14 protein-coding genes and 1 pseudogene are annotated in these 15,896 nt (G+C 64.4%); 12 read left to right on the top strand and 3 right to left on the bottom strand.

Annotated elements, in window-relative coordinates:
* Window positions 1–22 precede the first annotated feature (22 nt).
* Window positions 23–937 (bottom strand): IS982 family transposase, encoded by a 915-nt coding sequence (locus C503_RS0136370; protein WP_018683199.1) that lies wholly within the window; start codon window positions 935–937, stop codon window positions 23–25.
* A gap of 61 nt (window positions 938–998) precedes the next feature.
* Window positions 999–1,754: pseudogene (locus tag C503_RS0136365) on the bottom strand (alkaline phosphatase D family protein); the annotation flags it as partial.
* 138 nt (window positions 1,755–1,892) lie between these two features.
* Between C503_RS0136365 and C503_RS0136360 the strand changes: the two are divergent.
* The 12 genes from C503_RS0136360 (at window position 1,893) to C503_RS0136315 (ending at window position 14,049) form a co-directional block, all read left to right on the top strand.
* A complete protein-coding gene (locus C503_RS0136360) occupies window positions 1,893–2,123 on the top strand; it encodes a hypothetical protein (RefSeq protein ID WP_156893781.1) in 231 nt (76 codons plus the stop codon).
* Window positions 2,116–2,499: a hypothetical protein gene (locus tag C503_RS46570; RefSeq protein WP_156893780.1), complete on the top strand. Its 384-nt coding sequence runs from the start codon at window positions 2,116–2,118 to the stop codon at window positions 2,497–2,499. Before C503_RS0136360 ends, C503_RS46570 begins: the two co-directional genes overlap by 8 nt.
* 334 nt (window positions 2,500–2,833) lie before the next feature.
* A complete protein-coding gene (locus tag C503_RS0136355) occupies window positions 2,834–3,172 on the top strand; it encodes a hypothetical protein (protein WP_018687131.1) in 339 nt (112 codons plus the stop codon).
* Window positions 3,088–3,618 (top strand): hypothetical protein, encoded by a 531-nt coding sequence (locus C503_RS0136350; protein ID WP_169514662.1) that lies wholly within the window; start codon window positions 3,088–3,090, stop codon window positions 3,616–3,618. Before C503_RS0136355 ends, C503_RS0136350 begins: the two co-directional genes overlap by 85 nt.
* Before the next feature lie 119 nt (window positions 3,619–3,737).
* Window positions 3,738–4,067 carry a hypothetical protein gene (locus tag C503_RS42285; RefSeq protein ID WP_018687129.1) on the top strand — a complete coding sequence of 110 codons (330 nt, stop codon included), beginning with the start codon at window positions 3,738–3,740 and terminating at the stop codon, window positions 4,065–4,067.
* 6 nt (window positions 4,068–4,073) lie between these two features.
* Window positions 4,074–5,306: a hypothetical protein gene (locus C503_RS43960; protein ID WP_156893778.1), complete on the top strand. Its 1,233-nt coding sequence runs from the start codon at window positions 4,074–4,076 to the stop codon at window positions 5,304–5,306.
* A gap of 50 nt (window positions 5,307–5,356) precedes the next feature.
* Window positions 5,357–5,872 carry a hypothetical protein gene (locus tag C503_RS42805; protein ID WP_051115034.1) on the top strand — a complete coding sequence of 172 codons (516 nt, stop codon included), beginning with the start codon at window positions 5,357–5,359 and terminating at the stop codon, window positions 5,870–5,872.
* A gap of 195 nt (window positions 5,873–6,067) precedes the next feature.
* Entirely contained in the window at window positions 6,068–6,265 is a 198-nt protein-coding gene (locus tag C503_RS46565; RefSeq protein ID WP_156893777.1) for a hypothetical protein, read from the top strand.
* A gap of 274 nt (window positions 6,266–6,539) precedes the next feature.
* Complete coding sequence (locus C503_RS0136330; RefSeq protein ID WP_018687126.1) at window positions 6,540–8,972, top strand: type I restriction-modification system subunit M; 2,433 nt, start codon at window positions 6,540–6,542, stop codon at window positions 8,970–8,972.
* A 61-nt stretch (window positions 8,973–9,033) separates the two neighbouring features.
* On the top strand, window positions 9,034–10,251 hold the full coding sequence (locus tag C503_RS45435) for a restriction endonuclease subunit S (protein ID WP_084477510.1): 1,218 nt from the start codon (window positions 9,034–9,036) through the stop codon (window positions 10,249–10,251).
* A complete protein-coding gene (locus tag C503_RS0136320; protein ID WP_026317059.1) occupies window positions 10,248–13,340 on the top strand; it encodes a type I restriction endonuclease subunit R in 3,093 nt (1,030 codons plus the stop codon). Before C503_RS45435 ends, C503_RS0136320 begins: the two co-directional genes overlap by 4 nt.
* Window positions 13,327–14,049: a M48 family metallopeptidase gene (locus tag C503_RS0136315; protein WP_018687124.1), complete on the top strand. Its 723-nt coding sequence runs from the start codon at window positions 13,327–13,329 to the stop codon at window positions 14,047–14,049. The genes C503_RS0136320 and C503_RS0136315 overlap by 14 nt, the downstream gene beginning before the upstream one ends.
* 165 nt (window positions 14,050–14,214) lie before the next feature.
* On the opposite strand, the gene C503_RS0136310 is transcribed toward C503_RS0136315, so the two are convergent.
* Window positions 14,215–15,561, bottom strand: coding sequence for a hypothetical protein (locus tag C503_RS0136310; RefSeq protein WP_156893776.1), 1,347 nt, complete (start codon window positions 15,559–15,561; stop codon window positions 14,215–14,217).
* Window positions 15,562–15,896: the final 335 nt, after the last annotated feature.

The following is a 15,896-nucleotide window of genomic DNA, read 5'->3' as shown; positions in this document are numbered from 1 at the left end:
CTAGATGATTGATTCCATGGGGTCAGTGGTCGTAGGCGGTCAGTGATCGCTTGACGGGTTGTCCGGTCTTGTCGTTGTGCCAGATGGCGGCGGTCAGGGCGAGGATGCGTTGCAGGACCCGGACGATCACGCCGGGTTTGGTGCGACCGCCGTGTCGTTCCAGGTCGAGTTGGGCCTTGAATGTCTGGTTGATCGACTCGATGACCTGGCGCAGCGGCTTGAACAGTGTCGCGCCGGGTCGTTCGGCCTCGCGTTTGCGGGCAGGTCGTAGCAGCACGAGGCCGGCCTCGGCCAAGGCGTGTTCGAAGTCGCGGCCGTAGTAGTTCTTGTCCGCGATCACCGTCTGACCGGGGCGTCGCTCGACCAACGCGGGGTCGGTGTCGAGAATGTCGAGCAGGGTGGTGCGCTCGTCGGCCTTGGCGCCGGTCAACGCGAACGCGATCGGCAGCCCGCCGGGGGTGCAGACCAGGTGCAGGCGCAGGCCCCAGAAGAAGCGGGTGTGGGAGGCGCAGTAGCCGTACTGGGCCCATCCGGCCAGGTCGGAACGTTTCGTGGTCTGGCGGGACCGGCCGCATTCCACCGGGGTGGAATCGAGCGGCCACACGTCGTCGGTCCACAGTGTGGTGTCCGCCGCCAGGAGGCGGATCACGGCCTTGACCAGACCGGCGGCGTTACGAAGCCGCTTGTTGTAGCCGGATTGGCCGGGCAGGTAGCGGAACAGATGGTGCAGGCGGGCGTGGGCGTGGCGCAGGAACCGCGCCTCACTGGTGAACCCGAGCAGGGCCTGCACCATCGCCAGGGTGACCAGCTCCGCGTCGGTCAACCGCGGCTTGAGACCGACCCGCGGCCGCCACGGCGCCAGATGCGGCGCGTCCTTCAGCAGGTCGTCGGTTCTGACGTAGAGTGCGGTCGCGAGGGTGTCAATGTCGGTCGTCACAACCCGTACATCGACACCCTCGCCCCCTGTCTCCAGACGTCTACCCCTTGGACTTACCCATCTAGCGCGCGGGGTGCAGGGTCTTGGACCAGAGCGAGGTGCCCTTGCCGTCCCGCAGATCCACCGTCAGATCCCCGCTGCGCCCGTTCACGTTCACCTCACCGAAGTGCTGGAACCCACCCATCGGCGAGGTGTTCGCGGCGGGTGGCGCGTGCACGAACACGGCCTCCGGCCCGAACGTCGGGTCCAGCGTGTTCGGCCCGAACGCGCCCGCGTGCAGCGGCCCCGACACGAACTCCCAGAACGGGTCGAAGTCGCCCACGGCGGCCCGATCCGGTGAGTAGTGGTGCGCGGCCGTGTAGTGCACGTCGGCGGTCAGCCACACCACGTTCCGCACCCGGCGCCGCGCGAGCTGGCGGAGCACCCAGGCCAGCTCCGACTCACGCCCGTTGGGCGCCCCCGGCAGCCCGTTCGCCACGCCCTCGATGCCGCCGCCGTCCGGCACGATCAGCCCGATGGGCAGGTCGTTCGCCACGATCTTCCAGGTCGCCTGGCTGCGCGCGAGGCCGTCGACCAACCACCGGGCCTGGCGGTCGCCGAGGATGTGGCCGGGCTTGGTCTGGTCGGCGGTGTTGGCGTCCTTGTAGGTCCGCATGTCGAGCACGAACACCTCGACGTGCTTGCCGTACCCGAAGCTGCGGTAGACGCGCCCGTCCTGCGCCATCCGCCGGTCGATCGGCTGCCACTCGTGGAACGCCTGGCTCGCCCGCGCCGCCAGCACGTCCACCCGCTTCTCGGTGTACTGCGGCAGGTCCAGAGACGTAGGGCTACTGAAGTTCCAGTAGACGGCCCCGCCGGGTGCGCGAACACCCGCTGACGAGGCCTGGACCAAGACGCTGGAGGTCCCGGCCGTGCACCGATCTTGTCATGCCCACAGCTCCACGGTGGTGACACCGTGAGTGCAATCCCCTCGATGGCCCACATGTGGCACGTACGCGGTGAGCGGTGGGAGTCGATCCCGCACCGCGTGCTGCGCGACAAGCGCCTGACGTTCCGGGCGCGTGGCCTGCTGTGCTATCTGCTGAGCCTGCCCGACGACTGGCAGACCAGCGTGCACCGGCTGCGCGACCTCACCCCTGCCAAGGAGCCCGGCCGCCCGGGAGGCGCTGGAGTCGGCCGTGCATGAGCTGGAGGGCTGCGGCTACCTCTACCGGTGGCCCCGGCGCAACGAGCGCGGCCACGTCGCCGGCTACGTGTGGGCCTACTCCGCCGATGTCGAGACACTGCGAGCGACGCTGGAGGAGGTCGCGCCGGAGGTCGTGCAGCGTGCGGCCGTTTCCGGCTCACCCGTCAACGGCTCACCCGTCAACGGCTCACCCGGCGACGGTGCCGACCAGCCGAAACAGGGTGAACCTGCAGGTCGGGCCGTTTCCAGGTCAACCGTTGACGGCTCACCCGTCAACATAAGAAGGACTGTCCTTAAGAAGAACGAGAAGAAGAACGAGCCGAGGGCGCTCGGCCGTGGCCCCGGAATGCGGCGAGTGCGACGCCCGACCGGGTGACCCCGTCAGCGCCCGCGTGGTCTGGCAGGACGAGGACCGCACGCTCTCGACGCCGTGCCCGCGCTGCGCGCCGCAGCGGAGCGGGGGTGCCCGGTGAACCGCGTGCACCTCACCTACGCCGAGCCCTCCACCCTGGCACACCCCAGCGGCTGGACCTCCCCCGCGCACTGCCTGGAGAACCGGGAGGCCGCCGAGCGACTGCGCGACGCGACCAACCTGTTGTCCGGCCGAAGCGCCGCCGCCCGGCGCACCTGGCGCATCGTGGACTGCCCCGGCGGAAACTGCGGGGTGCGGCGGCACCCTCATCCCCTTCCCCGAGCCGAGCGACGAGGACGTGCAGCGCGCCGTGGCCGAGTTGGAGAGGTACGTCGCCGGGCAGGCTCCGGCCGTACCGGACGTGGTGCCCGTCGATGTTCCGACGGACACCAGGCGGGTCCGGGAGTTGCGCGCCGAGGTGGACGAGGCGCGCGCGCTGCTGGAGTTGCAGGCCGACGCCGCGCCGCTGCTGCTCGACACCGACCGGGTGCGCCGCAGCCGCAAACGCGCCGCCGAGGCCGTCCGGCTGCCCGCGCCTGGCAGGCGGCGCGGGTGCGCCTGGCGCTTACCGTCGTGGCGCTGGTGGCGCTGGTCGGTGCGTTGGGCTGGTCGACCACGGGCGTGCACCACACCCTGACCCGGTCGATGTCCGAACGGGGCGCGGCCTGGTGGGGCGCGTGGGCGGTGGAACCGGTGATCTCGGCGGTGCTGCTGGTGGTCGTCGGCGCGCGGGCGTTCCTGGCCACCCGTGGCCGGGTGCTGCGGCACCTGCACCTCACCGCAGTCGAGTACGGGGCGCTGTTGGTGACGCTGACGTTGAACGTGTGGCCGTACCTGCCGTGGGTGTCGGTACCGTGGGCGCGGTTCGACGCGATGCAACTCCTCGCCCACGCCATCGGCCCGCTGGTCGCGGTCGGCGCGGTGGCGGTGCTGCCGGTCATCTGGTCGGCGTTCGCGGACCTGGACCACGGCCTGCCGGTAGGCCCTACCGCCGCCCCTACCGGCACGGAGTACAGGGAAACGTCCCCGAGGCGGGGGCTGCACAGCGCGGGGCTACCGACGACCGGGTGGCCCTACTGGTGAACCGCGCCCGGCGGTTGATCGCCGCCGGGCAGTTGCCCGCCGACCCGGCTGCGGGAGGCACTGGGGTGCGGCACCGACGCGGCCCGCGAGGTCCGCGACGCCCTGCGTGGGGGTGCGGCGTGAGCCTGACCGAGCAGAAGGACGACGTGGCCGGCGAGCTGATCCCGTTCCCGAACGCCGCCGTGTCCAGCGGGGCGGACGCCGAGGGGACGAACGTGGTGCAGGCTGCGCCGGTTCTGGACGGTGAGCTGATCACCAAGGCCGAGTACCAGCGTTCCCGCGCCCGCCGGCTGGCCGAGTCGGCGGTGTCGCGGCTGCCCGCGCAGTGGCAGACCGCCGAGTCCGCCCGCCAGGCCGGAATGGAACTGGCGAGCCGGGCGGTGATGGTGCCGGTGCGGTACCCGGCGGCGGTCGGGCGCGGCCTGGCGGTGACTGTCCGGGCGTGGTGAGTGTGGGTGCGGGTGGCCGACTTCCACGAGGCGTCCAAGGCCGCCGACCGGCTGGTTGACAAGTGGCAGGAGATCGCCGTCGTGCGCCGCCGCCGGGGCGTGATCTCCATGGTCGGCGCAGGCACGACCGGCCTGGCCGGACTTGTCACGGAGCTGACCGTCGGGCCGCTGGTGGTCGCGGGTGGCGCGGTATCGGTGGCCCTGGCGGTCGCCGGTCGGCGCAAGGACGGCGCGGGCGGCCGGAGGACGCAGCTCGGTTCCCGGTCGTTGGCGTGGCTGATGAACGGCGACCACCTGGTGACCGCGTTCCGCGACGCCAGGCTGATCGGCCGCGATGAGTCGTTGATGCTGGTCAAGGCCCCGCGCCACGACGGCGCCGGCTGGGCGCTCACGCTCGACCTGCCACCGTCACGCAAGGCGTCGGACGTGATCGGCAAGCGGGAGGCGCTGGCTTCGGCATTGGCGGTGGACGAGGTGCGGCTGATCGTGGAGCGGGTGCGCGGCGACGACGGCCACGCGGGCAGGCTGGCGCTGTGGGTGGGCGACGCCGACCCGTACGCCGCCGAACCGGTACCCAGCTCGCTGGCGTCGGCGGCGTCGTGGGACCTGTGGCGGCCGGTGCCGTTCGGCACCACCGCCCGCGGCGCAGCCGTGAACCTGCCCGTCGTGTGGACCTCGTTGCTGATCGGCGCGATCCCCCGCCAGGGCAAGACGTTCGTCGCGCGTCTACCGCTCACTGCCGCCGCGCTCGACCCGCACGTGCGGCTGATCATCGCCGACGGCAAGGGCGGCAAGGACTTCCGCCCGTTCGAACAGGTGGCACACCGGTTCATCCGGGGCTCCCGGGAAGCCGACGCCCGACGGCTGATCCGTGTGCTGGAGGAGTGCGCGGCCGACGTCGCCGACCGGTTCGACCGGCTGTCCGAGATGGACGACGAGCTGTGCCCGGAGTCGAAGGGGACGCCGGAAATCACCCGCGACCCCGCCTACGGGATGCCGCTGACCATGATCGGCATCGACGAAGTCCAGAACTTCCTCGGCCTGGACGTGCCGCTGGACGCCGACAACCCCAAGGGCAAGAGGATCGGCGGCCGGATCTGCGAGCTGCTGACCTACATCGCCAAGACCGGGCCGGCCGCCGGCTACTCGCTGATCCTTGCCACCCAGAAGCAGGACGCCCAGGTCATCCCCGACGGGCTGCGCGGCCAGCTCGGCACCCGCTTCGCGCTGAAAGTCTGACCTACCAGGCGTCCGAGACCATCCTCGGAGCGGGCACCTACAAGGCCGGGATGGACGCCTCCAAGCTCCTAACCAGCCACAAGGGCGCCAGCCTGCTGCTGGGGGCGGACGGCGAGACCGAGCTGTCGGCCGGGGACGCGGTGACCGTGCGGACCCATCTGCTGCACATCGCCGCCATCCGCACCGCGTGCGAGCGCGGCCGGGCACTGCGCGAGGCAGCCGGGACACTCACGGGGGACGCCGCAGGAGCGCACGACCTGACCGCCCTGGACCCCACCGTGGCCGCGCGCCTGGCCGACGAGGTAACCGCGACCGCCGGGCCGGAGCCGGTGGACGCCGAGCTTGTGCACGAACTTCCCGAGGTACTAACGCTGCTGGCCGACGTGCTGAATGACGACAAACACGGCGTGGTCCCACGTCGGAGCTGGCCGGTCGCATCGGCTGGGACGCCAAGCGGCTCGGGGAGGCGCTGCGCGCAGCCGGAGTGCCCTCGGCTGGCAAGCGGCGCGTGGACGGCTACCCCAACCCGGTATCTGTGGTGGACCTGGCTGCCGTCCAGGCCGTGATCGCTGGCTGAGGAAGGTCGGAACAACAGGGGTCGGAACGGGTGTTCCGACCCCTGCGCCTTGTTCCGACCTCACCGTGGCCACGCGAACAGCCGTTGATCTGCACGAATAAGCCGCGTTCCAGCCTGGGCCAGAGCACCATGGCTTCCTTCTCGCCACCCCGCACAGGCCCGTTCAGAGCCGTGTTCCGACTCCTTGGCATACCCACCCGAGCGCCGTCGGCTGCAGCTGGCACCCGGTCTGGACGAGGTGACACTGGTCGCGCGAATCGAGGCGGGCGAGGCCCTGTTGCGCGCGGCCGGGTTCACCTTCGTCTCGTGCCAGTTGCCCTCAGCGCCCGCCGAGGCCCAGTCGAGGGTGCGCGAGTGTGCGGCCAGGGTCGTTCCGGGCTGAGATGGTCGGGACGGACGTGCGCATGGCACCTGAGCACATCTTGCTGTTCGAGCGGCTGGTCAACGTGCTCAACGAGATGCGCGTCGACGACAGGCTTCGTTCGTGCTCGACACTATCGTGAGACACTCGACTGGGCAGTCACGGTTTGCAACTGACCTGTAACATACAGTGACATAAGGGATGGATACCGCAGAATGGATAGGTCACCCGCACGCCTCGCCGCGGACTCGCGGCCAGGTTCTGGTCTCGACGCGAGCAAGGGGGTGACGGCGTAATGGCCCTCAAGAAGTCGGACCTGCACAGCTCGCTCTGGCGGAGCTGCGACGAGCTGCGCGGCGGCATGGACGCCAGCCAGTACAAGGACTACATCCTCACGCTGCTGTTCGTGAAGTACGTGACGGACAAGGCCAAGGCCGACCGAACCTCATTGATCGACGTTCCGATGGGCGGCTCGTTCGACGACATGGTCGCCCTCAAGGGTGACAAGGAGATCGGCGACAAGATCAACAAGATCATCAGCAGGCTCGCCGAGGCCAACGGGCTGGAGAAGGTCATCGACTTGGCCGACTTCAACGACGAGGAGAAGCTCGGCAAGGGCAAGGAGATGCAGGATCGCCTCTCCAAGCTTGTGACGATCTTCGCTGACCTGGACTTCCGTGGCAGCCGCGCTGAGGGCGACGACCTGCTCGGCGACGCCTACGAGTACCTGATGCGGCATTTCGCCACGGAGTCAGGCAAGTCCAAGGGCCAGTTCTACACTCCGGCCGAAGTCTCGCGCGTACTCGCCAAGGTAGTCGGTATCGGACCGGGCACTCGGCAGGACCATACGGTTTATGACCCTACTTGCGGGTCGGGCTCGTTGCTCCTCAAGGTGGCTGACGAGGCGCCACGAGGCATCACGATTTACGGCCAGGAGAAGGACAACGCCACCTGGGCACTAGCCAAGATGAACATGATCCTTCACGACAACGAGGACGCCGACATCCGCAAGGGTGACACGATTACCAACCCGCAATTGATCGCGGGAAATCAGCTACGGAGCTTCGACTTCGCCGTCGCCAATCCACCGTTCTCGATCAAGTCGTGGAACAATGGCCTGGAGAATGAGTATGGCCGCTTCGAGTTCGGTCGGCCACCCGAGAAGAACGGCGACTATGCCTTCTTGCTGCACATTCTTAAGTCCCTCAAGAGCAACGGTAAGGCTGCGGTCATTCTGCCACATGGCGTCCTTTTTCGCGGAAATGCCGAAGCGAGTATTCGTAAGGAGCTCCTGCGTCGCGGGTACATCAAGGGAATCATCGGCCTACCCGCCAACCTCTTTTACGGCACCGGCATCCCGGCCTGCATAGTCGTCCTCGACAAGGAGAATGCCCAGGCGCGCACCGGCGTGTTCATGGTCGACGCGTCCAAAGGATTCATTAAGGACGGAAACAAGAACCGCCTCCGCAGTCAGGACATTCACAAGATCGTTGACGTCTTCAACAGGCAGATCGAGATCGAGCGCTATTCACGCATGGTGCCGCTCCACGAGATCGCCGACCCGAAGAACGACTACAACCTCAACATTCCGCGCTACATTGATTCCTCCGAGCCGGAGGACCTCCAGGATCTTCACGCTCACCTGCACGGCGGGATCCCTGAGCGTGACCTAGACGCGCTCAGTTGGTACTGGGAGGCGTTCCCGAGCCTTCGTACCACGCTGTTCAAGCCAAACCGCCCCGGCTACAGCGAATTGACGGTCGGCGTGACCGAGGTGCAGCAGACCATCCTGGACTCTGACGAGTTCCGGAAGTTCGCTACCGATGTGCGCAGCCAGGTTGGCGACTGGTTCGCCGCCCACCGCCCTATCCTGCAAGCGATCGACGCTACAACCGTCCCGAAGGACCTGATCGCTCATATCAGTGACGATCTACTCGCCAGGTTCAAGGAAACTCCACTGCTCGACGAGTACGACGTCTATGAGCAGCTCATGACGTACTGGCATGGCGTCATGCACGACGATGTCTTCCTCATCATGAACGACGGCTGGCTCAACGCGGCAAAACCTCGCAAGACCATCGAGGACAAGGAGCGCAAGCTCTCCGAGACACCGGATCTTGTCGTCGGGTCGGGTCGCGGGGCCACCAGATACAAGATGGACCTCATCCCGCCCGCGCTCATCGTCGCTCGCTACTTCGCAGACGAGCAGGCCGAGGTTGATATGCTGAACGCGGCAGCCGAAGAGGCTGGCCGCGCCGTCGAGGAGTACATCGAGGAGCATGCCGTCGAAGACGGCCTGCTTGCCGAAGCAATGGACGACGGCAAGATCTCTAAGGTGCTTGCTTCGACGCGACTCAAGGTAGCCCGGCACGAAGGAGCTGACTCGGAAGAGATCAAGGCTCTCCAACACCTGATCAAGCTGTACAACGACGAAGCCACCGCCAAGAAGGCTGTCAAAGAAGTCCAGGCCGCCCTCGACCTGGCGACTCTCAATAAGTATGGCGACCTTACGCTGCCAGAGGTCAAGCAACTCGTGCTCGACGACAAGTGGCACTCGACGACCGCAGATGGCGTTGACCAGGTGGTCAACTCGCTGACGCTTGCCCTGGTCATCCGGATCCAACAGCTCGGTGAACGGTACGCCGAGACTGTTGGAGAAATTGAGAGTCGGATCATGCAGCTGGACCGTCGAGTCGGTGCTCACCTAACAGCCATGGGGGTCGTGTGAGCCTCGACACAGCATCAATGGTTTGGCGAACTCAACGTCACCTCCAGAATTTGAAGGCCAAATGGAACTAGGGCAGCTTTCCGAACAGACAAGAATGGATGCGCTTCCACATGGCTGGCAAGAATATACCATTGATCAAACGCTAACACTTATCAACGGCCTAGCATTTAGGCCGAGCGAATGGAAGGCTCACGGCACTCCGATTATTAGGATCCAAAACCTAAATGACAACAATAGTCCCTACAACTACTACGATGGCCCAATTGATGAGAAGTATCGTATTCGGGCAGGTAATATCCTCTTCGCGTGGTCCGGCACAACCGGAACATCGTTCGGAGCTCGTGCATGGGCTGGCCCAAATGCAGTTCTAAACCAACATATATTCAAGGTGGTCCCAGACAAGACGAAGGTCACTTCTTACTATTCGTTTCTCATACTTCAGAATGTACAGAAAGAGATCGAGAGGCAGGCGCACGGGTTCAAGTCATCATTCGTTCACGTCAAGAAGTCTGACTTGGTAAAAGTTTCTCTTCTAATTCCACCCATCTCCGAGCAGTGGGCCATTGGAGAGGCCCTCTCGGAGATAGATGAGCTTATCGCGAACACCAGGCGGCTGGTGGAAAAGAAGCGAGCGATTAAGCGTGGCATGATGCAGCAGCTTCTCGCAGGCGAGGTCCGCCTCCCTGGCTTCAGCGAGCCTTGGTGCGAGATGCACTTTGAGGACCTCGCTGCGCCGACGCGGGAACGTGTTGATCCCCGGAGTGTCTCTGCTGGTACGAGGCTGATCGAGCTTGAGCACATTGGCGCGATGTCAGGCCGCCTAACGGGATATTCAACCGCTGCCGAGGCAGTGTCGCTTAAGACAGTCTTCCGTCCTGGTGACGTACTCTTCGGCAAACTTAGGGCCTACCTTCGCAAATATTGGCTCGCTGACTCCGAAGGACTCTGTTCGACAGAGATGTGGGCGCTGCGCGCCAAGAGAAACGCCGTCGGCGCATTTGTACGGTACGTAGTGGAAACCGATCGATTTGCCGAGGCCGCGAGCGGTGGATATGGCACACACATGCCGCGCTCAGACTGGAGCGTCGTTAGGAAGCTGCCCGTCTCTGTGCCTCCGCGCGATGAGCAGGAGGCCATCTCACAAGTGCTTCGCGATGCTGATACCGAGATAGCTGCTCTTTATGGGAGCATTGAGAAGACTGTCGCTGTCAAACAAGGCATGATGCAGGAGCTCCTGACTGGGCGCACCCGCCTTCCGGGCAAGGAGAGCGCGGCATGAGTAATGTAGGTCAACCAGAGCGCAAGGCTCAAGATCGCGTTGTCGCGCTGTTCCGGAACCTGTTGGGTTACGATTATCTCGGTAATTGGGAATATCGCGAGGGAAACTCCAACGTTGAGGTTGAACTGCTCGCACAGAACCTCCGTGTTCGCGGCTACAGCGACAACATCATCAACAAGGTGGTCGACAAGCTGAAGAGCGACGCCTCGCTCGGTGGCGGCCGTGACCTCTACGAGGCGAATCGTGATGTCTACGGCCTGCTGCGCTACGGGGTGAAGGTCAAGCCCGGCATGGGCAAGCAGACGGAGACGGTGCGGCTCATCGACTGGACACACCTGGAGGCCAATGACTTCGCCCTGGCCGAGGAAGTGACGGTACTCGGGCAGCACACCAAGCGCCCGGACATCGTGCTGTACGTCAACGGTATCGCCTTAGGGACAATCGAGCTCAAGCGCTCGAAGGTCGCCGTCTCCGAGGGTATCCGGCAGAGCTATGGGAACCAGCGACCCGAGTTCATCCGGTCGTTCTTCACGACGGTACAGCTCGTGATGGCTGGCAACGACGTGGAAGGGCTGCGCTACAGCGTCATCGATACGCCGGAGAAATACTGGCTGGCGTGGCGTGAGCCGTCCGATATCGCCGACCCGCTCGATCGTTCCTTGACGCAGCTCTGCTCGAAGAAACGCCTGCTTGAGCTAGTCCATGACTTCATGGTCTTCGACTCGGGCCAAAAGAAGACGTGTCGGCATAACCAGTACTTCGGGGTCAAGGAGGCTCAAGAGCGGATTGTCAAGCGCGAGGGCGGCATCATCTGGCACACGCAGGGCTCTGGCAAGTCGCTGACGATGGTGTGGCTAGCCAAGTGGATCCGGGAGTCTCAGGCTGGGACAAACCCACGAGTCTTGCTGATCACCGACCGTACCGAGCTGGATGATCAGATCGAGAAGGTGTTCGGCGGGGTCAACGAGTCCATCTACCGCACCAAGAGCGGCGCTGACCTCATCGCCACGCTGAATGCGAGCGAGGAGTGGCTGATCGGCTCGTTGGTTCACAAGTTCCGCAGCTCGGAAGGCGACTCTGCTGGTGACCAGGCCGAGAGCGAGTTCATTCGGGAGCTGAACGCAACCGTCCCCAAAGACTTCCACGCCAAGGGCAACATCTTCGTCTTCGTCGATGAGGCCCACCGAACCCAGTCGGGCAAGATGCACGACGCCATGAAAGCGCTCATGCCGGGTGCGATGTTCATCGGCTTCACCGGCACACCGCTGCTCAAGGCAGACAAAGCCACCACCATCGAGAAGTTCGGCAGCTTCATCCACACCTACAAATTCGACGAGGGTGTAACCGATGGCGTCGTGCTCGACCTGCGCTATGAGGCGCGCAACATCGACCAGGAGCTAACATCGCCCGATAAGGTCGACAAGTGGTTCGAAGCTAAGACCAAGGGCATGACGGACCTGTCTCGGGCCGAGCTTAAGAAGCGCTGGGGCACCATGCAGAAGGTTGTAAGCTCCGAGCCACGTGCCCGGCAGATCGTCGACGACATTCTGCTTGATATGGAGATCAAGCCGCGCCTGTCGGATGGCCGCGGCAACGCGATCCTCGTCAGTTCGAGCATCTATCAGGCATGTAAGTTCTACGAGCTGTTCACCCAGGCTGGCTTCAAGGGCAAGTGCGCCATCGTCACGTCCTACACACCGCAGGCTGGAGATATCGCCAAGGAGGACTCCGGCCACGGTGCTACCGAGAGGCTGCGCCAATACGAGATCTACCGGCAGATGCTCGCCGATCACTTCAACGAGCCTGCCGATAAGGCGATGAGCAAAGTCGAGCAGTTCGAGAAGGACGTCAAGGACCGGTTTATCGACCATCCGGGCCAGATGCGGCTGCTTATTGTCGTCGACAAGCTTCTGACTGGATTCGACGCACCGAGCGCGACGTACCTGTACATCGACAAGAAGATGCAGGACCACGGTCTGTTCCAGGCAATCTGCCGGGTCAACCGCCTCGACGGCGACGACAAGGACTACGGCTACATCGTCGACTACCGAGACCTATTCAACTCCCTTGAGTCCGCCATCACCGACTATACTGGCGGAGCGTTGGACGGCTACGAGAAGAAGGACATCGAGGGTCTGCTATCCGACCGCATCGAGAAGGCCCGCGAAGACCTTGACGAAGCGCTGGAGAAGATCCGAGCGCTGTGCGAGCCGGTTGAACCGCCGAAGAACACCTTGCACTATCAGCAGTACTTCTGCGCCCGCGAGCAGGGCAATGCCGAGCAGCTAAAGGCAAACGAGCCCAAGCGAGTCGAGCTCTACAAGGCAGTGGCGGCTGTAACCCGGGCGTACGGCAACCTCGCCAACGAGATGGGCGCCGCTGGCTACAGCGATGCCGAAGCCGCAGCGATCAAGGACGAGATCGCTCACTACGCCAACGTGCGTGACGAGGTCAAGCTCGGAGCTGGCGAGGACGTCGACTTCAAGCAGTACGAGGCTGGCATGCGCCATCTGCTCGACACCTACATCAGCGCCAAGCCCTCCGAGGTGGTCTCCAACTTCCAGGACACCGGGCTGATCCAGCTCATCGTCGAAATGGGAACTGGTGCGCTCGACAAGCTTCCCTCGGGTATCAAGAAGGACCCCGAAGCGGTAGCGGAGACGATCACCAACAACATGCGCAAGCTCATCATCGACGAGCGCGCCATGAACCCGAAGTACTACGACAAGATGTCCGAGGTGCTCGACGCCATCCTTGAGGAGCGACGTCAGGGAGCTCTGGACTACAAGGAGTACCTGGCGAAGCTGCTGGAGCATGCGACGAAGCTCGGCAAGGGTGAATCAGATACCGAGTATCCAGAGTGGGCCAACAACGGTGCACGCCGCGCCCTGATCGACTTCTGCTGGCCATCGGCCGAACTGGCCGTCAAGATCGACGAAACTATGTGGCATACCAAGCCCGACTCATGGGTGGGTAACCCGATCAAGGAGAAGAAGGTCAGGCGCGCACTCGCACTGGCCCTACCTGATGACTTTGAGCGTCTCGATGAACTGTTCGAGCTGATCAGGGCACGTCATGAGTACCGCTAGTGCGCACCTGACCATCCGCGGCATCGACGTCGACATCCTTTACAAGGACATCAAGCACCTGCACATCGGTGTCTATCCACCGCTGGGACGGGTTCGCGTCGCCGCCCCGGACCGGCTCGACGACGAGCAGGTCCGGCTGGCTGTCATCCAGCGGCTGCCGTGGATCAAGCGGCGACGCGAGGAGCTTCGCTCCGCTGCACGTCAGTCCGAACGCGAGATGGTCACAGGCGAGTCTCACTATGTGTGGGGAACTCGCTACCGGCTGAAGGTCATCGAGCGCCCTGGACGAGCTCACTTCGAGACAGACGGCGAGCGGCTGCTGCTGTATGTACCAGCGGGTACCACAGCCGAACATCGACGCACACTGCTTGATCGATGGCACCGAGAACAACTGCGACAGGCGATCCCGAGCCTGATTGCCAAGTGGGAACCACGGCTGGATGCGTCAGTGCCAAGGTGGACTATCAGGCGGATGAAGACCAAGTGGGGATCATGCAACCGCGAAACCGGCCACATCTGGTTCAACGTCGAGCTCGCCAAGAAACACCCGGACTGCCTGGAGTACATAGTCGTCCACGAGATGACGCACCACCTCGAACGCAACCACGGCCCGCGCTTCACCAAGCTCATGGACACGTTCATGCCGAACTGGCGAACCCTCCGCGATCAACTGAACAACGCCCCCCTTACGCAGGAGCAGTGGACATAACCGCTACAGGAGCGGATGCTTCCACGCCGCTACCGCGGCTTGGTGCCTCGGGGACATCGTCGCGGCCGCCTTGGTCCTCCTCCATCGCGTGCTCCGCCGGGCCACGCGATCAACAAAGTTGATCACCCAACGTCACAAGAAGTTGCACGGAAAGCCTCATTGCTCCTATGCAGAGCGTTGTTCTTCGGGCAGCAGAGCCGAGTGGCGTTCACGCACTCGGGCGACGGCTTCCTCTTGGCTGATGTCGTAGCGGAGTTGCTCGCGGTAGAACTCCAAGCGTTTGGCCGCGTCGTCGAGCAGTCGTCCCCACTGGGTCACGTAGATGTCGTAGTCGGCTTGTTTGGTGACGTGACCCCACTCGCGGTCGGTTTGGTTGACCTCGTCTTCGATCTCTTCGGAGATGGAGGCGCCGACCAGCCAGAAGGTCCACTTGCCCCGCCCGGTCGCCGCGTTCTTGCTCAGCGCTCGTGCGTAGCTGCGCACCTGACGCAGTTCCTTGTCGCCCAGTGCCACCTTCGGGCGCTTCAACTCGATCACCAGCCGGTGCTGGAGGTCGGGCGTGTGGATCGTTCTCTGGAGCACTAAGTCCAACCGGCCAACACGGCCGTTGTCACGGAGAACCCGACCTCCTGATGCGATGAGATCCGCTTCGAGCAGGACGTCGTCGCGGAGGACGTCGCGGAGGACGGTGGTCAGCCCAGGTTCGCTGCGGCTAAGCCGCCACCCTTCGCCGAACAGCCACGCGTTGTCCTTGACCAATGGGTGCAGCTGGTCGACCTCACGCATCCGCCTGCGCATGTCGCTGCCGTAGATGGCCTGTCGCAGCGCCAGGATCAAGTCGACGCGCTGGGTGACCTCGGTCGCCGCGCCGACGATGTGGCCGAGGGATGACTGGCGCAGCATGTAGGCCAACTGATCCCTTTCTTCGTGCGACATCTCCAGCGTGGCGGCCAACACGGTGTCCAGGCTCTCCGAGCGCTCCTCCAACGCCAGCTTGATCAGTCGGGAGTTCATCTCCCGCTGCTGGCGGTTGCCACCGGTCAACGTGCCGCGGGCGGTCACGGCGACAAGGTCGAACATATCCCGCTCGACGCTGAGGATCGGGTCGTCCACCCGGTCTGTCGGGTACGGGTAGATGCCATCGGCCTGTATACGGGCGACGACCGTGGCCGTGGTCGCGCCGAGGCGCTCGCGTACGTGCTCCTCGTAGACCCTGGTCGCCTCCTCCAGGAGGTCGTGGTGGTGCACGTGGGCGAGCGCCAGGTCGGCGGGCGAGTCGACGAATCCAGACCAACACAGGTAACCGGTCGATTTCACCGCCGGATTCGCCTTCGGGCGATCCGCAGCCACCAACGCCATGCCGTTCTCGTTGCACAGCATCAGTGCCGGGACTCTGCCCATGCGGTCGGTCCAGTCCACGATCGTCAGCTTCGGCACCTCATGCCCGCCAAGTTGCCCGGCCGGAAGCTGGTCCAGGGCAACGTCGAACGGTTCGCCTTCGATCAACCCCACCGGGTCCAGAGCGAAACCGTTCACTCGCTGATCGCCTCCACCGCGCTGGCTTTGGTGTAGGTCTGTCTCCCCAGGAAGTCACGTCCTGTGTGCACCGGTTTCCACGCCATCCGGAGATCCTGCGTGAACAGTCACACATCCGCACGCACAACCACCCGGCTGCTGAACCGCACCGGGAGACTTGGAGGTTCCGAAGCTATGGGAGAATGGATCCGTGCCCGCACCCAAGAAGTACCCCGACGAACTGCGTGACCGCGCTGTCCGACTAGTGTTCCAGATCCGCGAAGAACGCGGCGGCGGTTACGGGGTGATCCCTGAGGTGGCCCGCCGACTAG

Source organism: Actinokineospora enzanensis DSM 44649 (assembly GCF_000374445.1).
Taxonomy (GTDB): domain Bacteria; phylum Actinomycetota; class Actinomycetes; order Mycobacteriales; family Pseudonocardiaceae; genus Actinokineospora; species Actinokineospora enzanensis.
This window is presented reverse-complemented; position numbering and strand designations above follow the sequence as displayed.

Coding starts and splice junctions, on each gene's coding strand:
- C503_RS42805 (WP_051115034.1), top strand. CDS start 5,357: ATGGACGCCTCCAAGCTCCTAACCAGCCACAAGGGCGCCAGCCTGCTG.
- C503_RS0136330 (WP_018687126.1), top strand. CDS start 6,540: ATGGCCCTCAAGAAGTCGGACCTGCACAGCTCGCTCTGGCGGAGCTGC.
- C503_RS45435 (WP_084477510.1), top strand. CDS start 9,034: ATGGAACTAGGGCAGCTTTCCGAACAGACAAGAATGGATGCGCTTCCA.
- C503_RS0136320 (WP_026317059.1), top strand. CDS start 10,248: ATGAGTAATGTAGGTCAACCAGAGCGCAAGGCTCAAGATCGCGTTGTC.
- C503_RS0136315 (WP_018687124.1), top strand. CDS start 13,327: ATGAGTACCGCTAGTGCGCACCTGACCATCCGCGGCATCGACGTCGAC.